We start from the raw sequence: 19,885 nt of genomic DNA on the forward strand, positions 1-19,885 counted from the left end.
TTCTGTCAATCCACCCACTTGGAGTAATAGACGGAAAGATTCTATACTATCCATCTAATTTTGGCAGATAGGCTGAATCCTTTAGCCCATATTTAGACATCATTGTCCGCTCAAGTCACAGAGGGGATATTTTAATTTTGTAAAGTTTTCCTAAGATCTTGGAAGGTTTAGGTATCGTAAGGGTAGGACAGACGGTTGTAGGCGACAGGTCGAAGAATGAAGGGAGAGGTACTAAAACGGTTATTCCGCGCTGTTGCCAGTGATGACTCGCAGGCGATACAGAGTATGCTATCGATTGTGGTAGAGGAAGAACGCAAGCTAGGGCATACAAATCTTGCTGATCAACTCGAAAGCATTTTGCGGAAAAGCACCAATCTTGTCAAATCTGAAAATCTATTATCAGATTCTTTACGAGAAAAACCTTCAACGTCCTTAGAGAAAACTGCATCAAAAGCATCTGACACACGCTCTCTCACTCTCTTATCGAGCAAGCATAGATTCAATCATCCGTTTATTGTCACGATTCTTCGTGAGAATTTGCGGCATCATATGATTCTTTCTGATGCTGTAGAAGTACGGTTCCGCCGTATTGAACGAGAATATGCTGCTCGTGATCGGCTTGCTCATCATGGTCTGCGGTATCGTCAAAAGATTCTACTTTACGGTTCTCCAGGATGCGGCAAAACGATGGGAGCCGAGCGGATCGCCTGGAATACAGGCTTGACCTTGGTCAAGATTCGCTTTGATGCAATGGTATCTTCCTACTTAGGAGAAACTGCTACTAACCTGCGTGAAGTATTTGAAACTGCTGCTGCATCGCCTTGTTTGCTTTTTATTGATGAATGTGATGCGTTAGCAAAGTCCCGTGAAGATAGCCAAGAAGTTGGTGAAATTAAACGTGTAGTTAACACATTCCTTCAGTTACTTGACGAGTATGAAGTCTCAAATGGCTTGCTTGTTGCTGCGACCAACTTAACTAAATTTCTCGATGAAGCCGTATGGCGAAGATTTGATGATGTTATTGAAGTACCGAAGCCAACAGAACCAGAAATTAAGGCTATCCTTAGACAGACTCTCTCTTCAGTCGAGGTTGGTTCGATCGATTGGAACTCAATTGTTCAGCAGATGCTTAGCTTTTCGGCTGCACAAATTGTTAAAGTTGCTCAGGATGCTGCAAAGCGAGCCATTTTAGATCGAGAAGAGCTAGTCATCCAAGAACATTTAGAAGAGTCAATTCAAGACGTTTTAACTTCTCATGCCTGACAGCTCGGAGCAATTTCCTCACATCTCACTTCGCTTAGTTAAAGAAGGAAGGGCTGTCCTGTCGGGCGGTGGCGAAGCTTCTGAAAGAACCTTGCAAAATAAAGGTGACGCAGGGGGACATGGCAGTAAGCTGAGGTCTTCAGTTGATTTAATCACTACACATTGGAAAGAAGAGAAAGAAAAGCGCCAAGAGGAGGGCAAACCCGATCTGCCGAATGCAGTATCTTTTATTCTCGAAGTAGATCCTGATTTTTTTGATGCAGATGACCTTAAAAGCTTTGGTATTGAGGTTGTTGCAGATTTGGAGCAAGGCTATATCATTGGCGCATCATCTGATACAGAGCTATCAGAACTTAGGAAAAAAATTGAGAAGCTTATTCAAGAAAATAAAGGAAAGACAAAACTTCCTGCGATTTGGGAAATTTTAGAAGGCACTAAACGTCCGGAATACATTCTCTCCGATCCACTTAAAATTGAATGGGATCAAATTCGAGAGAATCAAGAGTATGTTGTAGATATTGGGATCTCTTGTATTGATATTAAAGAGCAATACTCAAGATGTCCAAAACGAGAAAGATATAAAAGTGACGAAAGTTTCCAGAGAGGTATTAACAGATGGCTGGATAAGTATAATTTATCTCCTGAAGAATTGGATGACTTATACTGGGTTCGGGAGCAGCAGATTGAATCTTTCATAAAATCAGATCCATACAATGGTGAAATTTTATCTTCCATACCTTTTTCAGACAGTTTCTCTTGTCGCATTAGGATTCCTGGAAAAGGTTTAAAGGATCTTGTTCTCAATTTTCCATATATTTTTGATGTTAGCGAACCGGACGAATTTAGTTCTCCTTCCGTTACACCTAATGACTCTGAGTCTGATCGGGAAACGTTTGTACTAGAGCCACCTGATGCGCATGCACCCAAAGTTTGTGTAATTGATAGTGGCATTCAAGAACTCCACCCCAAACTACGGGTCGCAATCGATTCGTCACACTCTCAATCATGGGTGCCTGGAGAACTTGATAAGACTGCTGACTACGTTAGGGGAGGCGGTCATGGTACTAGAGTTGCAGGCGCGATTCTATATCCCAGAGGAATTCCTCAAACAGGACAACAAAAAGCGATATGTTGGCTCCAAAATGCCAGAATTCTTGGTAATGCTTCTCAAGGCAATAAATTTTTACCTAAAAACCTTTTTCCACCAGCAGTCCTCCAAGAAATTGTTGAGTTGTATTATCGTCAAACTAGAACTCGTATTTTTAATCACTCAGTTGCAGGAATCTCTCCTTGTCGTACCCAATCTATGACTCCTTGGGCAGCGGAGATAGATAAACTCACATGGGAGAAAGAAGGAGATATCTTATTCATTGTGGCTGCGGGCAATATTGAATCAAGTGCAAGCTTTGTCACTCGCCCATCTATTGCTGCACACTTTCAAGCTGGGAGAAATTACCCAGATTATTTGTTAACTGCATCTGCAAGAGTCGCAAATCCTGCTCAAAGCTTTCAAGCACTAACAGTGGGCTCAGTTGCTCATATTACTTATGAAAGTCTGCCTTTACGGTCTATCGCGGAAATGGATCATCCCTCAGCATTCTCCTGTACAGGATTGGGAATCTGGGACACCATTAAACCTGAAGTAGTTGAGTATGGGGGTGATTATGTTGTTGACTCATCTAGTTCGCCAAGTTTCTCCGCACCAGAAGCAGTTTGTCCTGAACTTATTCGTTCAACTCTTTATGGTGGTAAGGCTGTAAGCTCTGATGCTGTTGGGACTTCATTCGCCACCCCGAAAGTAACTCATATTGCAGCCGCTCTAGCAGCAACGTTTCCCCAAGAGAGTACGTTGCTTTACCGCGCACTTATTGTCCAATCTGCACGGTTGCCCAACTGGGTAGATGAATCACCAGAAACGCTATATCAGGCAATGCAGACAATGGGCTATGGCATTCCAAACATTGATCGCGCCCTCGGTAATGCTGCTAATCGTGTAACTCTTAAGGTTGATGGGATTGAGTACATCTCTGCTCGACAGGCTAAGGTCTACCAGGTTCAGATTCCAGAAATTTTCTTAACACAAGGTGAGGGCTTTGATGTCCTAGTTGAAATTACTTTATCCTATGTGGCTGAACCTCGACGTACTCGTCGTAATCGTAGGAAATATTTATCGACTTGGCTCGATTGGACCTGTAGCAAAAGAGGACAAGACCCGCAAGCTTTCCTATATAGAGTACTTAAAATGCCATACTTTTACACGTTATTGATTAGAGTTTGGTTACTGTTAATAGAAATCGATATTGATTTTTCTATTCTATTTTTATATTTCTTAAATGATTCTCTTAGGAATCAGAAATTACTAGAAGAGTCGGAAGAAGGAGAAGGATTATTCCGTTGGGCACTAGGAAAGAAAAGATTTAAACCAAGCGATGATGGTCAAAAACGACCGGCAGGGGTTGATGGAATAGTAAAAGAATTGTCTAGGAGTAATGGAACTATTCAAAAAGATTGGGCAATAGTTAAATCCTACGATTTACGTGAAGGTTTTTGCATTGCAGTAGTTGGGCATGAAGGGTGGAACAAAGATCCCGGAGCAACTGTGCCCTATTCTTTAGTTGTTAGCTTTGAGGCTATTAACTCGGAAATTTCAATTTATGACGCTTTTGTACAGATTCAACAGCCTCTGCAAGTACAGCAAGAGGTAGTCCTAACTATTTCCTAGATGATTATCGTTTTCTTAGCATGATGCACACGTAAGATGATGTCTAACACACCCATAAACCCGATCGCCGAGAGGTTATCTATTAGTATTGGAATTTATCTGCGGCGGGTGATGGGCAACCGTTAGCACAGTGCTTTTTGCTGCCTTAGAAAAGCCAGACGATTGGAAAATTTAGAAAATTCTGATAGCGTCAATAAAGCGAGCTACTCCGACTTTAAGTGGTCTAAGTGCATTCCTAAATTTAGCAGAAAGAGCTAGACCCATCGATCAATTTGTTTTCCGACCTTGAGTTGTGACGCAAATTTTAATGTGAGCTTTTGTAATGTGTTTTAGAAACTAGAGGTACATTCAAACTATGACTGAATTACTCCAGCGTGTTATTGCAGAACTTGAAAAGTTATCAGAGCAAGATCAAGATGCTATTGCGACTCGACTGTTAGCTGAGCTAGAAGATGAGAAAGAGTGGAAAATTCGCTTTGCATCTACAACTGACGAACAGTGGGATAGCTTGGCTGCAATGGTGAGGCGAGATATTGTAGCTGGAGACGTTACTCCGCTTGATGAAATTTTTCCGTTGAAACAATGAAATCGAGTGTAACAAAGGCATTTCGCAAACAGCTTGCTCAACTTCCTATTAAAGTTCAGGAGCAAGCCAACAAAGCATATGCCCTCTGGTTAGAAGATCCCCATCACAATAGCCTTCAGTTTAAACGAGTTAGTCAGCGTCAACCGATCTATTCGGCTCGTGTAAGTTTAGACTACCGGGTTCTTGGTTTATTGGAAAATGATGATTGCGGCGACATGACGTCCCAATGCACCGGAACAAAGTCAAGGGGTTGGTGAGTTGCAGAGAGTATCGGTGTTCAGTAATTAGGGTCATTATGCGTCTAAAGGAAGGAGAGAGTCTTGATTGCAGCCCTCATTGGTATCGCAGTAGGTGTTCTCACGATAGTCTTGGCACGGCTCATTCGTGGACAGTACTGGCTGTATTCACTAGGTCTGCTCACTCTGCCTACGTTGTACGCACTCTTTGCTCTACAAGCCGGTGAGCAGGCTGTGGGCTTGAAAGAAATGATCTACGGTATTCCGTTTGTTGTAGTTGGGCTGGTCTTCGCATGTGTGAGCGTCCGTCAGTCAGCGGTAGTGGTCGGTACATTCTGGATACTTCATGGGCTGTACGACTTGACGCATAGTCAGTTCATCACAAACGCTGGTGTTCCTGGTTGGTATCCCGTTTTCTGTTTCTCAGTTGATGTTGTCATCGGCGTATATCTCCTGTGGCTGTCGCGTCGTATTTCCAATGCAGATCTTCGTCAGGCGTAAGTTGTGGCATTCATGAAAGCGATCGCCTGTATCGAGTACGGATTACCTGAGGTGATACAGCTAAGAGAGGTAGAGAAACCGACTCCTACAGAAAATGAGCTGAGGCTCATCGGTATTTTGAATGAGGACACAAGCAGGGAAGTGTCGTTATCACTGTGGAGCACAACAACAAAACCCGGACTGGTGAAGTTTCCGGGAGGCTAACGGCGTAATGGCATCAAACAGGCAAGCGGCTATTGTTCGGACAGAGCGAGGGCTGGCGATCGCGCTTGTAGGGTGCCTTCCTTTCCACAATCTTGACAATGGAGGCAGAGGTGACATCTCGTAGGGCGATCGCAGGGGAACGAGAAGGGGCGATCGTGCTTCTTATGGAGGGATGCGATCGCACTGGTTCAATCTGTTTGAGCGATCGCAGATCTTTACTTACTTGCTTCATCCAGATAGTTCAGAAAAGACTGAACGCCAAGCAACTGGACACCATAGGATTCCATCGTTGACCTTAATTCATCATCAGCCCGTAAATCATCATCCCCCGACACAATGATCTTAGCTTCACCATTGATCGCTGTAGCCAGCACGGGCAAATCTTTTGGATCTCGGCAACTTGGAGGAATCGTTTTTAACTCAACCCATATCGCTCGATGCTGCAACTGCTGTTCGAGCTGAATGGCTTGATCGTAATCAATTCGTTCTCTAAATCGTGGACGATTCCAAACGAGATGAAGTTCATCCATCAAGGGTTGACTCATGACCAACTGAAATTTATTCTCGTTGAATACTTCCAAAATGGGTAACGTCACTCGCCCTCTCAGCAGAATGCGAATCCAGATATTGGTGTCGATGACAACTCGAACTGTCATACTTGCTGAGATTGCTGACGGACAGCCCTAATTTCAGCCCTGATGTCATCGTCTGTAATATCATCAGCAGGCGGTTGGGCATAAAGTTCCTGAATTAAAGCAGTCAAATCTGAGCGCAATCCCGCTTCAACTAAAGCTTTAGCAACCTGTGCCTGCTCCACTGGTGACAATTGTTGTACAGCTGTAATCAGTTGTTCCAATGTGATAGGGATCAGCACCATATCAGTTGCTACTCCTACATTTTCTTAAATTGTATTCCAATCACCAAGGCTGTAGAGCGCAGTCGAGAGGGGCGATCGCATTGCGCTGATTAATCAGTGCTAGACAGGCAGACTAACCTGAATCGTCATCACTCCTAACCCCTGATCACCGTTTCTCGCTGTGCCCGATAGGTTTCCGCTTCCGATCGCCGCATGCGCAATTGGATATCTTCTAATAGTTTGCGATTTACTGCCATGACGTCGGCAATCAACCCTAACACCATCACCTGCACGCCAATCAAAATCAAAATAGCTGCCAAAATCAGGCTGGGTGCCCTGGAACGAGTCGTTCCTTCGATCGCAAAATAGATTAGCCAACGGATGCAGAGCAAAAATCCGGCACTAAAGGGAATGCTGCCGAGCAGGGTAAAGAACCGCAAGGGCTTGTAAGTCATGAAAATACGGAAGATGGTCAGCAGCGATCGCCAGACATACGACACATTACTGCGCACCAGCCGCGAAGGCCGCAGATATTGATTGGTGCGAATTGGGACACAGGTAATTGCCATGCCGCTCTGTCCCACCTGAATGATGGTTTCCAGGGTGTAGGTGTAGTCGTTAAAGACATTCAGCCGCATTGCCGCTTCTCGACTGATCGCCCGAAAGCCGCTGGGTGCATCTTCGACCTTGGTTCCACTGGCAACCCGGACTGCCCAACTACCCAGCTTTTGCAGAACCTTTTTGACGGGTGAAAAGTGCTTGATCTTGCTGATCGGACGGGTGCCAATCACCACTTCTGCCCGACCGGATAAGATCGGCTCAATCAACCGGGGAATATCATCAGCACAATACTGATTATCGGCATCGGTATTGACAATAATATCTGCGCCATATTTCACACAGGCATCTAACCCTGCCATAAAACCTCTGGCAAGCCCCTGATTGCGCTCAAAGTTAACGATGTGATCGACGCCATGCGCCAGTGCCACATCAACCGTGCGATCGCGACTGCCGTCATTAATAATCAGCCACTCGACCTGATCAACCCCTGGCAACTGGCGCGGCAAATCGGCTAACGCCACAGGTAGCGACTGTTCTTCATTGTAACAGGGGATTTGAATAATTACCTTGGTCATAAGCTATGGTTAGCAGGAAAAGACTCAGCGTAGACTGTATTTAGCCTCTCAGACTTGTGCGCCATGCCTCAAACTATTTTGTTAATAGATGATGCCGATGGCGATCGCGCGACCTACGATCGCTTTCTCCATCGGGATGACCAACAATCCTATCAGATCATCGAGTTTGACCATGGCAAAGAGGCTCTAATTTGGTGCCAAAACAATGTAGCAGATATCATTCTGCTCGATGATCAATTGGCAGATATGGATGGGTTAGAGTTTTTACGACAGTTACGGCAGCAGCAACCCACTGAAATCTTGCCCGTCATTATGTTGACCGATGTAGTCAACACCGCCGTTGCTATCGAGTCACTCAAACTCGGTGCCCAGGAGTATCTCGACAAGCGGCAGATCGCGCACACCAACCTGCCGCAACTGATGCGGAGCGTCTTTCAACAAGTTCAACTCAAGCGCAAACTTTGCCGTCAGCAAGAACAACAGCAGGTTTTAATCGAGATGGCGTTATGGATGCGCCAATCCCTCGATCCGCAAAGTGTGTTAGATGGTACTACTCAAGAGGTGCGCCGTTTTTTACAAGCGGATCGGGCATTGGTTTACCAGTTTGCACCCAGTTGGAGTGGCTCCATCGTCTCAGAAGCGACCGTAGCAGAGTATCCCGTCGTTGTGGGGCAACAAATTCAAGACACCTGCTTTCAGCAAAAGGGAGCTGACCTGGTCGCCTGGACCGGATGTCCCTGGGCGATCGCAGACATTGAGCAAGCCAATCTAACCGACTGCCACCGGGAATCGCTCAAGCGCTTTGCCATCAAAGCCAATCTAGTGGTGCCCATTCTGCAATATATCCCAGTCCAGCCCGATTCAATCCCAACCCCGTCTCTTTGGGGGCTGCTGATTGTCCATCATTGTGCCGCTCCCCACGACTGGCAAGTAGAAGAACTAAATTTCTTAAAACAAGTTGCCATTCACTTATCTGGTGCCATTCAGCAAGCTAGCCTTTATCAGCAAGCCCAGACCGAACTGGCTGAACGAAAACGGGCAGAACTGGCACTGCAAGAAAGTGAAGCGCGATTGCGGTTGGCTCAGTCTGTTAGCAAATCCAGTGTATGGGATTGGGATTTGCAAGCAAATACGCTGATCTGGTCACCGGAGTATTACAGACTCTACAGGCTCGATCCCAGTGTAAAACCAAGCTATGAAACTTGGTTAGCTTGCATTCATCCAGACGATTGCGACCAGGTGACGCAGAAGATCTCTCAAGCTATAGAAAATGGCAATTCTGAGATTAGAGTTGACTATCGGGTGATCAGTACCGACACTGTTCAATGGGTTGCCGAAATTGGGCAGATTTTTCGAGATGCCGCCGGAAAAGCAACGCGGCTGATTGGCATCACCATCGATATCACGCAACAAAAGCAAGCTGAAATAGCATTGCAATCCAGCAATGAGCAACTGCAAGCTATCAATCAGGATTTAGACCGCGCCAACCAGGTAAAAGATGCATTTTTGCGGATGATGAGCCACGAACTCCGCACCCCTCTCACCCCTATCTTAGGCATGGCTGAGGTGTTGCAAGAAGAGATTTTTGGTACTCTCAACGATCGCCAAACCAGAGCAGTATCCAAAATTATTAACAGCGGACAGCATCTGCTCACGCTGATCAACAGCATTCTCGAACTGGTCGATTTAGAAGCCAGTAAAATCAAACTCAATCGCCACAGAGTATTGGTGAAAGATTTGTGTAAAGCCAGTCTGTTAGCCGTTCAACCTGGCGCAGATGCTAAGTTGATTCAGTTACAAAGTGATATTGCATCTGAGATTAGTTTCATTCATGTTGATAGCGATCGCATGAAACAAGCACTCACTCTGCTGTTAGAAAATGCTATCAAATTTACATCTAAGGGTGGGACTGTAACGTTGTCAGTGCAATTATGTAAGTTAAATAGACCCTCTCATCTATCGATAGCTTTATTTGTGCAATTTTCTGTCCAAGATACTGGAATAGGTATTTCCTCTAAAAATGTGCAACATCTGTTCCAATTTTTTACGCAACTTGACGATAGACTTAGTCGCAACTATGAAGGAATAGGTATTGGTTTAGCCATGGCAGGACGTTTGGTAGAACTAAACGGAGGGCATATCACGGTCGAGAGCCAGGAAGGTCATGGCAGTTGCTTTAATATCTATATTCCAGTGTAAATAAAGGTGTTTTGAAAATCTGACTGAGAAAGCATTGTCAAATATCTTGTGAAAAGCGCGATCGCCCCTTCCCACAGTCTCCACCAGTTCGATAAGCTAATGAGCAAGCTTGCTGCTTTTGAGCAAGGCTTTTATCGGCTCGATAGCACCATGCGAAGGTTTAGCAGACCTAATCAGAATTTCACTTTTGCATCTGAACAGTAAGAGTCAATGAGCCATATATAGCGATCCTAAATCAGTTGTGAAAGCGCCCGCCCTTCGGGCGGGCGCTTTCACAACTGATCATTTTCACGAATCAAATAGGATTGCTATATTCAATTTGATGAGGGCAGTAATTTAGCCAATAAACCGGGGCAAATGCCCATGCTCTAGAACAAACAATACATTTTGCCTGAACCGAGCATCAATAGACAATGACATATCGCTGGCTTGATGTGAAGTAATTAAGCCAGCTGAGAAAGCGTTTGTAACTTCAGAAAGAGAGCGATCGCGACTCTCTACAAGCCCGTAAATTAGCTGAGCAACAATAGCAGTTTCCATGAGTGAAAACCGATTAACTTTCAGGGCTATCATCTCATACTGAAATACTGAGTATAAAAAAGCCCCCACATAACGTGGGGGCGATCGCATGGAATATAGAAATTATTACCAGGATTTGTATTGATCTTGCGCTCTATTGAAAGCGATCGCGATCACACAGTTAGTTAGTTTCTATGTCTGATCACTGACAACTGCTGAGTCTGTCGTTATAACTAAGTTACTTTTGATGCGATCGCTATACGGCTTGAAGTTGGGGGCGATCGCTCCATTGGTTTGGTGTAACTCCTGCAATTAATTCCTGTATGACAGACAATCGCCAGCGCATTCAGGCATTTATCGAAAAATGGCAAGGTTCTGAAGGTAACGAACGAGCTAACTATCAACCGTTTCTCGGTGATCTCTGTGTAGCGCTAGGGGTAGATCGACCACCCCCGAAAGGTAGCGTGGCAGGCGACCCCTATTGTTTTGATAAAGACATCAAGTTTTACAGCGATAAGTCTGAATCGACGCGGTTTGCTGATTTCTACAAAGAGAGTTGCTTCATTCTCGAAACAAAGCAGGGCAGCAATACTTCCAATAAAGGACATGGCAAGCGGGGCACAAAGGCGTATCTGGATGCTATGCAAAAGGCGTTTAACCAGGCGAAGTCTTATGCCTATAACCGGATGTTGGGGGCAATGCCGCCGTTTTTGATTACCTGTGATATCGGCTCTCACTTCGAGATCTGGGAAGGCTTTAGCGGTGACTATGGCAGCTATGGCGCACGGCAGCGGGTGAATCTGGCGGATCTGAAGCAGCCGGCAGTGTTTGATCGCTTTGTCAAAATTTTCACGGATCCGCAATCTCTCAACCCAGAAAAGTATCGGGCACGGGTAACGCGGGAAGTGGCAGCAGAACTGGCAACGCTGACTCGTTGGATAGAAGAGCAGGGACACGACCCCCATGAAACAGCCAATTTCTTGATGCGTTGCATTTTTACGATGTTTGCGGAAGATGTGGAGCTGCTGAAGGGTGAGGTATTTACCAAGGCGTTGCGCGATCGCTGGATTGCTAACCCTGCCACGTTTAAGCCCGAAATTGAACAGCTCTGGCAGACGATGAACACCGGGGGCAGCTTTGGGTTTGAGCGAATTTTGCAGTTTAACGGCAGCTTTTTTGAAAATGCTACAGCGATCGCTCTACCCAAAGAACAGTTAGAGGTGCTGTATGCCGCCGCTGCTAAAGATTGGAGTCAGGTAGAACCCGCTATCTTTGGCACGTTGCTAGAGCGAGCGCTAGAGAAGAAGGAGCGCAGCCGCCTGGGTGCCCACTACACGCCGCGATCGTATGTAGAGCGGTTGGTGCGTCCGGTGGTAATGGAACCGTTGCGTCAGGAGTGGGATGAAATTGAGCTAGAGCTAAAGCGCTTGCTAGAACCTGCCCCCGGTCAAGAGAACCCCACTGTTGCCCAGCGCAAAAAGGCAGAGCAAGAGATTCGAGCCTTTTTAGATAAACTCCGCACTATCAAGATCCTTGATCCGGCTTGTGGAACCGGCAATTTTTTGTATGTGTCGCTGGATTTGCTCAAAGGGTTAGAAGCAGAGGTGCAAACGCGCCTGGTGGATGTGGCAGGAAATGTGCAACTCAATGTGTTGGAACAAATTAACCCATCACAGTTTTTGGGAATTGAGCTAAACCCCAGAGCCGCCGCGATCGCCGAACTGGTGATCTGGATTGGCTATCTCCAGTGGTATTTCAAACGCTACGGCAATGCAGAACCGCCAGAGCCGGTGTTGCAGGCGTTTGGCAATATCGAAAACCGAGATGCAGTCTTAGCCTATGACGGCAAAGAGCCGGATGTAGACCCGAAAACCGGACAGGTGCGAACCCGTTGGGGTGGGCGAATGATGCGGCATCCGGTGACGGGGGAGGATGTACCCGACCCAACAGATCAGGTGGTGATTTATCGTTATTTGAATGCAAGAGAGGCAGAATGGCCGGCGGCGGATTATGTGGTGTCAAATCCCCCGTTTATTGGAAATAAGCTGATGCGTGAGATGTTCAGCGATGAATACGCTGAAACGCTTAGAAAGACCTACGCACAAGTTCCGAATAGTGTTGATTTCGTGATGTACTGGTGGTACAAAGCTGCTGAATTAGCTCGTTCGGAAGAAATTCGCAGTTTCGGAATGATTGCGACAAACAGCATTACGCAAATTTTCAACCGGAGAGCAGTCTTAACTCAGCTCGAATCAAAACCACCGTTATCTATTATCTTTGCTGTCCCTGATCACCCCTGGATGGATTCGGAAGAAGGGGCTGCTGTACGAATATCAATGACTGTTGGTTCAAAAGGTGATACCACTGGCAAGCTCTACACGATAAGAAAAGAGCGTACTCAAGATGAAGAGCAAAAAAAACTCGAATTTGACATTGCTAAAGGCAAGATCACTGCCGACTTGAGGATTGGAGTAGGAATATCCTCAACGATCGCTCTCAAGGCCAATGTTGGCTTGACTGGACAAGGGATGAAGCTAGTTGGTGATTTTTATGCAGATTCAACACTTTCTAATGAGCCGATATCTCCAATTAGCGGCCTGCCAATTATCAGAAAGTATATTTCACCAAGAGATATCTTAGATGGGGCAAAAGGAAGGTCAGTTATCGATTTTGCAGGGCTTCCAGAAGAACAAGCTCGAAAAATTCATCCAGAGTCTTATCAACAACTTTTAGAGAAAGTAAAGCCATTTCGAGAGCAGAACAAACGAAAGTCTTTAAGGGAGCTTTGGTGGCGCTTTGCTTGGGAAAGACCAGTCCTAAGGGAAGCAATTCACGGTCTGAAAAGATATTTCGTAACCTTAGAAACTGCGAAACATCGGTTCTTTACAGCAGTAGCTTCTGATTATCTTTGGGACGGCTCGCTTTTTGCGATTGCTTGTGATGATTACTGCGTGATGGGTATTTTATCAAGCCATGTTCATGTGACTTGGGCACTAGCAGCAGGTGGGCGTTTGGAGGATAGACCTCGTTACAACAACTCTAGATGCTTCGACCCATTCCCCTTCCCAGATCCCACCCCAGAGCAAAAACAGAAAATCCGCGAACTAGGCGAACGGCTTGATGCCCACCGCAAGCAAGTCCAAGCTGCCCATCCCGACATCACCATCACCGGGATGTATAACCTCCTCGAAAAACTCCGCGCCGGGACACCCTTCACCGACGCAGACCGCGACTACAACAACAAAGCCCTCGTCTCCACCCTCAAACAAATCCACGACGAGCTAGACACCGCCGTTCTCGACGCCTACGGCTGGCCCCACGACATCACCGATGAGCAAATCCTCGAACGCCTGGTTGCTCTAAATGCCGAACGTGCTGAAGAAGAACGAAATGGACATATTCGCTGGCTCCGTCCAGAGTATCAAGCCCCCGAACAAGCGCAACCCGTCCAGGTTGCTATCGAAGGACTGGGAACCGAAGAAGAGGCGATCGTTGCCCCCGTCGAACCGCAAAAGTTTCCTTCCCTACCCAAAGAACAACTTGCTGCCATCCGCGATCTACTCCGCACCAGTCGCAGCGAATGGACAGTAGCACAGCTCGCGGCTCAGTTCAAAGGACGCACTACCCAAAAGCGGCTCAACGATATCCAAGACAACCTAGAACGGCTAGAGTTTTTCAGTATGGTCATTTCCGAAACTCGCAATGGACTCACTTACTGGCACATTACTGAGTCTTCTATGCAAGCTGCATAGGGAAACCACATTATGTTAGTCGCCAAGGTCAAAGAAACAGGGGCAAGACTCTTCGCTGAAAAGGAAGAATCAGCCCATGCTATCCGCTCGAAATACCCTTTAGGTAGCTTACTTTGCCCCCACTGTGAGCAAGTTGTCTTCCCCCGTGAGCGCTCAGGGTTTGTCAGACATTACGTTCATCAACACCCTTGCACCAGCACAATCGAGAAACATCCAGAAACTCCCGAACATGAACAGGGTAAAGCTGAGCTAGTTAAATACCTCAGAACTCAGATTCAGGGAGATATAACCAAAACCGCCAAAATTGAGGTGGAATATCGACTACCCCAATGTGGAAAAAATGGGCGTGTTGCTGATGTAGCCCTCGTTTATGAAAATGGCAATATGCTGATTTGTGAATGCCAACTCGCAAAAATTACCCTTGATGAACTCGAACAACGAACCCGCGACTACTACGCCATCGGAGCCGATGTCATCTGGTTCCTCGGCGGGCAAGCAAATACACCTGAAAATCAAGCCTGGCTCCGTTCAATGTTCGGTGCAGTTGGAACCCTCGATTTTAGCTACACAACTTAGCAAGCAAGAGCTAAAGCTAAATCAGTGTTGGCTAGGTGAACTAAGGCACTCTACTGCATCCCCCATAACAGCTACAGCCCGTTTAGATGAGCCTCAAAGATTAGAGCAAACCCAGGTTTCAAGAGAATTAAGCCATGCTTCTACATATATCCCCGCAATGGGAACAGTAAAGCATCACTTCGCCACCCTCAAAACCATCACAGTTTCTCTTCAGGAACAGCTCGCATTCATCCCTGGTATTCAGGTTGAACGGATGGGAACTTACGGATGGCGAGGAAGAATTGCTGAAATATCTGGAGAGTATGCTTTTGTGAAGCAAGGAAGTATCGGTTCCTGGTTTCCTTTTCATGAACTATATCCACTAGACGCGTCTGGAAAACCTGTCATTCCAAAAGCCAAGGCAAATATCTTTGAAGTCGCCCACCGAGGACGTACAACGCTAACAGCGCAATGGACAAAGGTAAACCGTAGTCAATCGAACACTAACCAGACAAAGTTGTTCTGAGAGTAATTAGGGATTACAACAGAATACGTATAAAAACCTGCAAGATAGCCATTCCAAACTTTCTAGGTCTAACTTTCTACCATTTTGTTTGGCAAAGTTATTGCTCCTGCTAATAGTAAAGACATAAAAATCAAAAAATCCCTCCATCGTGGTTTCTGAAGGGAATGAGCGATATCAGTATTGACCAGTAAATTTAGAAGATGCTCAGACAAAAACTTTAGTTTCACAGCTTTTCTTACTAAACAAAGCCAGTTAAAAACCTTGTTTGCGTTTTAGAAAAAACTACGATTTTCAAGCCTTTCAGGTATATAAGAAAAGATGATTTGCGAGAATGGTAATTCTCGTAAGTTGAAAAATAGCCGTTGATCGTTGTCATGACAACGACCCCAGTTGTCAGGCAGTTGTCATAAGCTGTGACAACCGTCTGACGTGAGCTTACCCCAGTTGTCACAGTTCTGCTGAGCGATCGCTAAATAACCAAAATACCCACCTGCGAGCATCTGTTGGATCAATCTGGACATCTCCCCACCCCTGCTCTTTTAGGGTCGATAGAAACCCCTTTACCTCCTCCGCAGAATACTTATTGGCAATCCCTTTTAATCGCTGGCAATCTCTAGCGGAGATAGTGCCTTCATTGGCTTTGGCGGCATTGAGAATAATCACCAATACCTCAGGTAAATGGCTGGTGGCAGGTTGGTTCAGCGATCGCTCTAAAAGTTCAACATCAAAGGGGTTTTCATCAGTTGCTTCTACACCTATCTGGGCATCACTCGACGGGTTAATGTTGCGCTCAGTTTGGGCATTAAATTGCAGTTCCCATTCTCTTAGATCAGGCACATTCCAGTAATGCCAGTCGCCATTAAATTCAACCAAAGCAGGGCGATCGCACTGAGCAATCTTGGGACGCAATTCATCGGCAACCGCTTTGGGTTTGACTAAATAATTGAGGGCATGGTTCACCTGTTTTTTGCCCAGATAGATTTGGTTGTAATTGCGAAGCCGATTACTCTTCAAGCCGTTGGCTTCTGGATCGCGTTCTTGAGTCAGGATGATAGTGACAAAGCCACGCTTACGGGCGCGGGAACCCATCTTAAATGTCCATTCCTCGTGTTGATCGGGGATGGCATCATAGACCGCTGGATTCTCATCGACGATCCGAGCCGATAGCCCAAACTCGCGACCCTTCACCCGATCTTGGGTTCTGCGGTCGAATAGCTCCATATCCACTTGCATTGCCCCGGCAATCTCGGTTGCATCGTCCCCAGTTCCCCACACTGGCAGATTACCCCAGGTCTTGCCGTCGTCGTCGAGGTCATAGACCTGGATATCATCGGATTTCAGAACCTCACCTGCAAGGTATTTAGCCAGAGTGGTTTTGCCTACCCCTTGTTCAGCAATGATCAGGATGTTCTTACCCATGGTTGGGTTCGGTGGGTTGATGCGTTCGATATCAAAAAACAACTCATCGTCGATGGGGTCCACTGGTTTAGTTTCGGCAGCGGGTAACGATGCCGGATCGGGCATCCCCGGCAACTGTGGGAAACTTCCACCCTGCAACGATGCAAACACCTCATCAAAGCTGCCATGACCCGTGATTAACTTGATTTCTTGCTCATAGCTGGCTCTGATTCTGTTGAGTGTATGGGTGAGTTCATCCACTTGGTATTGATGCCCTAATCGGCGTTTTACCTGTAACTGGGTGATGCTGCACTCCACATCTTTACCCAGCCACCAGGCAGCGGGTAGCATAACGGCAAGCGCCAGATACGATCGCTCGACGGCTGGCTTCTCCCACTTCAAAGCCACCGGGGCAAGGGTGAGGTAAGCACTGCCCCCGGCAAGGATGCAATACCAGAACCCTTTAGTCGAGACGGTTTTTAGGATGCCTGACAGGGCAAGCACCCCCAGGCTAGAAGATAGCGCTTTCCAGTCCATAGCCAACCACCAAAAGCACGATAGAAATAGCAAGGAAGAATAGAATTTTGGCTTCAGATTCTCCGATAGGAGGTTGATTAGCGAGATAGCGCTGATAGGCACTCACCCCAGTCAAGCTGGCAATAATGCCCAACACTGCCCACAACCCCATGAGGATCGGATGACTCCAGGGATGAACCAACCATAGATAGGCATGAAAACGAGCGATCGCTATCCCGGATAGGAAGTACACCAGCAGTACAGGGGGTCTGAAACGGTATTGATCTGCCAGGTAATCTGGGTCAAACATCCTAAATTTCATGTCTTATCCCCTGTCAACTTCTTAGCGTCGTTATCTCGTTGAGTGCGTAACTGCTCAATTTGCAGGTCTATTTTGTTGCGAGTCTGGTCTAGCTGAATATCTGCCTTAGCCGTGGCTAACCTGGATTGCTCCTGGACAACCTTTACAGCCGTTGCTGCCATCCGTTTTTGGATCAGGTTGCCGTAGATCTCTGCCAGGTGCTTATACAGTGCAACCGTTGCAGCAGTGTCTAGACCGTCCCATTCCCTGCGAAGTTCGAGTAGTTTCTCAAAGCGCTTCTGAAATTCTTTGCGCTGTTTCAGCCGATCTTGTTCAGCCTTTAATTGAGCCTCTGAAAGCTTCACGAACCCTTTCACCAACGGAGTTGTACGGATTGAACCCACACTGGTAAAGTCGCGATCCGTAGCTTCTGCAAGGCTGTAATCGTCCGAAGTGTCGTTACTCTTGAAGAGATTAAAGGGCATAGCATTACCTCGTTTGCATGGTGAATAACCCCCTCCAAAAGCAGTGGGGGCGAGATCGCGTGTTACTTGGGCTGGAGAATGCCTACCCTTCGAGTTTGGTTGGCAGGATGAGACATCAACTGCTCAAACTGCCAGGTGCAAAATTCGTAAAACTCCTGCTCAGTGAGGCTTTGGGCATCAGCATTGTATTTTTCGATCAAAGCCTTCAAGCCAGGATCGATGCTTACTGAAGCGAGATGAGAGACGAAGCGGCGATCGATGGTGTGGAGTAAAAGGGCAACTGCGGCTTCAATGCCCAGCCCTGCATAGTTTTGAAGCTTTTCGATTAACATTAGGGTAAATCCTTGTAACAAGGTTTTTTGGGTAATTGGCGCTCGGATCTTTGGTCGGAGAAAAGCGCCAATTATTCTGAAATCAAATCTGCCAACAAATCTTCGATATCGATAGAAAATTGAGTGCTTGAATCGGCTGAATGAGGAGTATCCCATCCGCACTTTGGGCACCAGAAGCAATGCTCTTCATCCTCCTCACCTGCATTTAGAGTTTCGGTAAAGTGCATCAGGGCGTTGCACCTTGCACACTTCGGGAAACTTGGACGAGTGCTTTTGGATTTAGGGGCTTCGATGCCAAGATCAAAATCAAGCCCTTCAAGAAGCTGATTTAATTCCTTTTCCCAATCGGGAAGATCGGATTCATCGGGAAGCTGAAAAAATTCGCTGGTGTTCATCTTGGATCTCCATTGGCAAGAATTGTGTTCATTAAAATCGGGCAAAGGCTACAAGGGCTTGAAAGCGCTGGCAACAGCAAAGCTACTTGATCCTGTTAAGGCGGCGATCGCCGCATATCTGACAAACTCGTTTTTCTGTTCTCCACTGGAAGCTTGAGAACACATCAGCAGTAATAGGAAGGCGAGCGAGCCGCTAAGACCCAAGCCTGTAAAGAAGTTGTGGGCGCGGCGTCTGATGACCCACCACGAAGGGGGTCTGTATTGTTGGATTACAAGAGCGTCAGAGTAATCATCCTCATGCAAATCTGACTCTGGGTAAAAGGATTCTGGGTTTTCGTTCATCTCAGTTTCAAAAGCCTCGTTGGGGTTCATCTTTGGATCTCCGTTGGTAATGGGCATTGATATGAATCGGGCAAAAGGGCGATAGCACCTCCACAAATGATGAGAAGGGCGATCGACAGGATTAAGACTCTTGGGGCTTTCCCAGGCTTTGGATCTGGTTGACGATGCCGGATAACTCCCCCATTTCTTGTTGTTGGAGCATCCCCAATAAATCGTTTTTTAGCTTGAAGCTGTTTGCTCTCTGCTTAATTTCTTGAAGCTGTTCAGAGGCTTGCTTTTTTACTGCTCTAAGCTGGCTCAATTCTTGTTCCTGCTTTGTTTCTGCCTGTTCCAATGCAAGGTTAAGCCCCTGGACAATGGCAGAAACACCATTAAGAAACTCGTCTGGATCTGCGATCGCTTGGGTCAGGCGATCGGTTTTGAATTGAGCCAGTGAAAAAGATGTGGGTACCGATAGCGCGATCGATTCTGATTCAAAGCCTTGCTCTACTGTGACTTGAGGCGCGATCGGTTTAAGGTTGAATTCCCGGATTAGCGCTGATTGAGCCGATTCGTCAAGACCATTGCTGGTATCAATCCCCAACTCTTTACAGCGAGCGTATGCAGTCGATTTGGGGATGTTGTTGCTTTTGCAAAATTGCGAGAGGGAAATCATTGTTTTGCTTCCTTATCAACACCTGAGAACATTGAAAAAACTTGTTTTGAACGGATTGGAACAACTTTGGAACGGGTTTCTTGTGCGGTTTCTTGTCCATCCCAGTTCTACTCTTGTTTCTGAACCGTTCTGAACTGTTCTGATGTCATGCTAGTGTAATAGTTCGGAACTTGTCAATACGGTTCCGAACTATTAGGATTAGATTAGAAAACGGAGATAATATGATCGCAAATACTTATGATTCGGCAGTGCCAACCAAACGAGAAAAAATCACATTCACTTGTGAAAAAGAGACTAGAGCTAGCCTTGAAGCTTTGGCTTCAGAGGAAGGGCGATCGCTCTCAAACCTGGTAGAACGAATAATTTTGGGCTATCTAGATCAAAAATCGAAGACTAAGAAGTGAGG

The 19,885-nt window shown here is 46.3% G+C and carries 22 protein-coding genes; 10 read left to right on the forward strand and 12 right to left on the reverse strand.

Annotated features, from left to right (window positions below; translation table 11 throughout):
- The first annotated feature begins 216 nt into the window (after positions 1-216).
- The 5 genes from ACR6Z4_RS23075 (at position 217) to ACR6Z4_RS23095 (ending at position 5,308) form a co-directional block, all read left to right on the forward strand.
- Positions 217-1,263: an ATP-binding protein gene (locus ACR6Z4_RS23075; RefSeq protein ID WP_479719681.1), complete on the forward strand. Its 1,047-nt coding sequence runs from the start codon at positions 217-219 to the stop codon at positions 1,261-1,263.
- Positions 1,256-3,985: a S8 family peptidase gene (locus ACR6Z4_RS23080; protein ID WP_479719682.1), complete on the forward strand. Its 2,730-nt coding sequence runs from the start codon at positions 1,256-1,258 to the stop codon at positions 3,983-3,985. The genes ACR6Z4_RS23075 and ACR6Z4_RS23080 overlap by 8 nt, the downstream gene beginning before the upstream one ends.
- A 355-nt stretch (positions 3,986-4,340) precedes the next feature.
- A complete protein-coding gene (locus ACR6Z4_RS23085) occupies positions 4,341-4,571 on the forward strand; it encodes a hypothetical protein (RefSeq protein ID WP_479719683.1) in 231 nt (76 codons plus the stop codon).
- On the forward strand, positions 4,568-4,828 hold the full coding sequence (locus ACR6Z4_RS23090; protein WP_479719684.1) for a type II toxin-antitoxin system RelE family toxin: 261 nt from the start codon (positions 4,568-4,570) through the stop codon (positions 4,826-4,828). The genes ACR6Z4_RS23085 and ACR6Z4_RS23090 overlap by 4 nt, the downstream gene beginning before the upstream one ends.
- A gap of 63 nt (positions 4,829-4,891) precedes the next feature.
- A complete protein-coding gene (locus ACR6Z4_RS23095; protein ID WP_479719685.1) occupies positions 4,892-5,308 on the forward strand; it encodes a hypothetical protein in 417 nt (138 codons plus the stop codon).
- Between the two features lie 217 nt (positions 5,309-5,525).
- Here the strand turns inward: ACR6Z4_RS23095 and ACR6Z4_RS23100 are convergent, their stop codons facing one another.
- From ACR6Z4_RS23100 to ACR6Z4_RS23115, 4 genes are all read right to left on the reverse strand, one after another.
- Positions 5,526-5,744 carry a hypothetical protein gene (locus ACR6Z4_RS23100; RefSeq protein ID WP_479719686.1) on the reverse strand — a complete coding sequence of 73 codons (219 nt, stop codon included), beginning with the start codon at positions 5,742-5,744 and terminating at the stop codon, positions 5,526-5,528.
- Positions 5,728-6,168, reverse strand: coding sequence for a putative toxin-antitoxin system toxin component, PIN family (locus ACR6Z4_RS23105; protein ID WP_479719687.1), 441 nt, complete (start codon positions 6,166-6,168; stop codon positions 5,728-5,730). The genes ACR6Z4_RS23100 and ACR6Z4_RS23105 overlap by 17 nt, the downstream gene beginning before the upstream one ends.
- Positions 6,165-6,389 (reverse strand): hypothetical protein, encoded by a 225-nt coding sequence (locus tag ACR6Z4_RS23110; protein WP_479719688.1) that lies wholly within the window; start codon positions 6,387-6,389, stop codon positions 6,165-6,167. The genes ACR6Z4_RS23105 and ACR6Z4_RS23110 overlap by 4 nt, the downstream gene beginning before the upstream one ends.
- A 134-nt stretch (positions 6,390-6,523) precedes the next feature.
- Entirely contained in the window at positions 6,524-7,504 is a 981-nt protein-coding gene (locus tag ACR6Z4_RS23115) for a glycosyltransferase family 2 protein (protein WP_479719689.1), read from the reverse strand.
- Between the two features lie 63 nt (positions 7,505-7,567).
- On the opposite strand from ACR6Z4_RS23115, the gene ACR6Z4_RS23120 reads away from it, so the two are divergent.
- The gene (locus ACR6Z4_RS23120; RefSeq protein ID WP_479719690.1) at positions 7,568-9,703 is read left to right on the forward strand and encodes a hybrid sensor histidine kinase/response regulator; all 2,136 of its coding nucleotides are present in this window, start codon (positions 7,568-7,570) and stop codon (positions 9,701-9,703) included.
- A gap of 336 nt (positions 9,704-10,039) precedes the next feature.
- Here ACR6Z4_RS23120 and ACR6Z4_RS23125 read toward each other — a convergent pair whose 3' ends face one another.
- Positions 10,040-10,243, reverse strand: coding sequence for a hypothetical protein (locus tag ACR6Z4_RS23125; RefSeq protein WP_479719691.1), 204 nt, complete (start codon positions 10,241-10,243; stop codon positions 10,040-10,042).
- A gap of 302 nt (positions 10,244-10,545) precedes the next feature.
- Between ACR6Z4_RS23125 and ACR6Z4_RS23130 the strand changes: the two genes are divergently transcribed.
- From ACR6Z4_RS23130 to ACR6Z4_RS23140, 3 genes are all read left to right on the forward strand, one after another.
- On the forward strand, positions 10,546-13,974 hold the full coding sequence (locus ACR6Z4_RS23130) for a class I SAM-dependent DNA methyltransferase (protein WP_479719692.1): 3,429 nt from the start codon (positions 10,546-10,548) through the stop codon (positions 13,972-13,974).
- 12 nt (positions 13,975-13,986) lie between these two features.
- Positions 13,987-14,550, forward strand: coding sequence for a competence protein CoiA (locus ACR6Z4_RS23135; RefSeq protein WP_479719693.1), 564 nt, complete (start codon positions 13,987-13,989; stop codon positions 14,548-14,550).
- 157 nt (positions 14,551-14,707) lie between these two features.
- Positions 14,708-15,055 carry a hypothetical protein gene (locus ACR6Z4_RS23140; RefSeq protein ID WP_479719694.1) on the forward strand — a complete coding sequence of 116 codons (348 nt, stop codon included), beginning with the start codon at positions 14,708-14,710 and terminating at the stop codon, positions 15,053-15,055.
- Positions 15,056-15,502: 447 nt separating this feature from the next.
- On the opposite strand, the gene ACR6Z4_RS23145 is transcribed toward ACR6Z4_RS23140, so the two are convergent.
- From ACR6Z4_RS23145 to ACR6Z4_RS23175, 7 genes are all read right to left on the reverse strand, one after another.
- Entirely contained in the window at positions 15,503-16,990 is a 1,488-nt protein-coding gene (locus ACR6Z4_RS23145) for an ATP-binding protein (protein ID WP_479719695.1), read from the reverse strand.
- Positions 16,965-17,291: a hypothetical protein gene (locus ACR6Z4_RS23150; RefSeq protein ID WP_479719696.1), complete on the reverse strand. Its 327-nt coding sequence runs from the start codon at positions 17,289-17,291 to the stop codon at positions 16,965-16,967. The genes ACR6Z4_RS23145 and ACR6Z4_RS23150 overlap by 26 nt, the downstream gene beginning before the upstream one ends.
- A complete protein-coding gene (locus ACR6Z4_RS23155) occupies positions 17,288-17,755 on the reverse strand; it encodes a hypothetical protein (RefSeq protein ID WP_479719697.1) in 468 nt (155 codons plus the stop codon). Before ACR6Z4_RS23155 ends, ACR6Z4_RS23150 begins: the two co-directional genes overlap by 4 nt.
- A 62-nt stretch (positions 17,756-17,817) precedes the next feature.
- Positions 17,818-18,087 carry a hypothetical protein gene (locus ACR6Z4_RS23160; RefSeq protein WP_479719698.1) on the reverse strand — a complete coding sequence of 90 codons (270 nt, stop codon included), beginning with the start codon at positions 18,085-18,087 and terminating at the stop codon, positions 17,818-17,820.
- 71 nt (positions 18,088-18,158) lie between these two features.
- Complete coding sequence (locus tag ACR6Z4_RS23165; RefSeq protein ID WP_479719699.1) at positions 18,159-18,482, reverse strand: hypothetical protein; 324 nt, start codon at positions 18,480-18,482, stop codon at positions 18,159-18,161.
- A gap of 48 nt (positions 18,483-18,530) precedes the next feature.
- Positions 18,531-18,854 carry a hypothetical protein gene (locus ACR6Z4_RS23170; RefSeq protein ID WP_479719700.1) on the reverse strand — a complete coding sequence of 108 codons (324 nt, stop codon included), beginning with the start codon at positions 18,852-18,854 and terminating at the stop codon, positions 18,531-18,533.
- 91 nt (positions 18,855-18,945) lie between these two features.
- Entirely contained in the window at positions 18,946-19,479 is a 534-nt protein-coding gene (locus ACR6Z4_RS23175; RefSeq protein WP_479719701.1) for a hypothetical protein, read from the reverse strand.
- A gap of 221 nt (positions 19,480-19,700) precedes the next feature.
- On the opposite strand from ACR6Z4_RS23175, the gene ACR6Z4_RS23180 reads away from it, so the two are divergent.
- Complete coding sequence (locus ACR6Z4_RS23180) at positions 19,701-19,883, forward strand: ribbon-helix-helix protein, CopG family (RefSeq protein WP_479719702.1); 183 nt, start codon at positions 19,701-19,703, stop codon at positions 19,881-19,883.
- Positions 19,884-19,885 lie beyond the last annotated feature (2 nt).

This window comes from Calyptranema fuscum S582 (genome assembly GCF_055793305.1).

What these genes read in the sequence shown, in the direction of transcription:
- ACR6Z4_RS23075 (WP_479719681.1), top strand. Translation starts at nt 217, where the DNA reads ATGAAGGGAGAGGTACTAAAACGGTTATTCCGCGCTGTTGCCAGTGAT.
- ACR6Z4_RS23080 (WP_479719682.1), top strand. Translation starts at nt 1,256, where the DNA reads ATGCCTGACAGCTCGGAGCAATTTCCTCACATCTCACTTCGCTTAGTT.
- ACR6Z4_RS23085 (WP_479719683.1), top strand. Translation starts at nt 4,341, where the DNA reads ATGACTGAATTACTCCAGCGTGTTATTGCAGAACTTGAAAAGTTATCA.
- ACR6Z4_RS23090 (WP_479719684.1), top strand. Translation starts at nt 4,568, where the DNA reads ATGAAATCGAGTGTAACAAAGGCATTTCGCAAACAGCTTGCTCAACTT.
- ACR6Z4_RS23100 (WP_479719686.1), bottom strand. Translation starts at nt 5,744, where the DNA reads ATGAAGCAAGTAAGTAAAGATCTGCGATCGCTCAAACAGATTGAACCA.
- ACR6Z4_RS23105 (WP_479719687.1), bottom strand. Translation starts at nt 6,168, where the DNA reads ATGACAGTTCGAGTTGTCATCGACACCAATATCTGGATTCGCATTCTG.
- ACR6Z4_RS23110 (WP_479719688.1), bottom strand. Translation starts at nt 6,389, where the DNA reads ATGGTGCTGATCCCTATCACATTGGAACAACTGATTACAGCTGTACAA.
- ACR6Z4_RS23115 (WP_479719689.1), bottom strand. Translation starts at nt 7,504, where the DNA reads ATGACCAAGGTAATTATTCAAATCCCCTGTTACAATGAAGAACAGTCG.
- ACR6Z4_RS23120 (WP_479719690.1), top strand. Translation starts at nt 7,568, where the DNA reads ATGCCTCAAACTATTTTGTTAATAGATGATGCCGATGGCGATCGCGCG.
- ACR6Z4_RS23125 (WP_479719691.1), bottom strand. Translation starts at nt 10,243, where the DNA reads ATGGAAACTGCTATTGTTGCTCAGCTAATTTACGGGCTTGTAGAGAGT.
- ACR6Z4_RS23130 (WP_479719692.1), top strand. Translation starts at nt 10,546, where the DNA reads ATGACAGACAATCGCCAGCGCATTCAGGCATTTATCGAAAAATGGCAA.
- ACR6Z4_RS23135 (WP_479719693.1), top strand. Translation starts at nt 13,987, where the DNA reads ATGTTAGTCGCCAAGGTCAAAGAAACAGGGGCAAGACTCTTCGCTGAA.
- ACR6Z4_RS23140 (WP_479719694.1), top strand. Translation starts at nt 14,708, where the DNA reads ATGGGAACAGTAAAGCATCACTTCGCCACCCTCAAAACCATCACAGTT.
- ACR6Z4_RS23145 (WP_479719695.1), bottom strand. Translation starts at nt 16,990, where the DNA reads ATGGACTGGAAAGCGCTATCTTCTAGCCTGGGGGTGCTTGCCCTGTCA.
- ACR6Z4_RS23150 (WP_479719696.1), bottom strand. Translation starts at nt 17,291, where the DNA reads ATGAAATTTAGGATGTTTGACCCAGATTACCTGGCAGATCAATACCGT.
- ACR6Z4_RS23155 (WP_479719697.1), bottom strand. Translation starts at nt 17,755, where the DNA reads ATGCCCTTTAATCTCTTCAAGAGTAACGACACTTCGGACGATTACAGC.
- ACR6Z4_RS23160 (WP_479719698.1), bottom strand. Translation starts at nt 18,087, where the DNA reads ATGTTAATCGAAAAGCTTCAAAACTATGCAGGGCTGGGCATTGAAGCC.
- ACR6Z4_RS23165 (WP_479719699.1), bottom strand. Translation starts at nt 18,482, where the DNA reads ATGAACACCAGCGAATTTTTTCAGCTTCCCGATGAATCCGATCTTCCC.
- ACR6Z4_RS23170 (WP_479719700.1), bottom strand. Translation starts at nt 18,854, where the DNA reads ATGAACCCCAACGAGGCTTTTGAAACTGAGATGAACGAAAACCCAGAA.
- ACR6Z4_RS23175 (WP_479719701.1), bottom strand. Translation starts at nt 19,479, where the DNA reads ATGATTTCCCTCTCGCAATTTTGCAAAAGCAACAACATCCCCAAATCG.
- ACR6Z4_RS23180 (WP_479719702.1), top strand. Translation starts at nt 19,701, where the DNA reads ATGATCGCAAATACTTATGATTCGGCAGTGCCAACCAAACGAGAAAAA.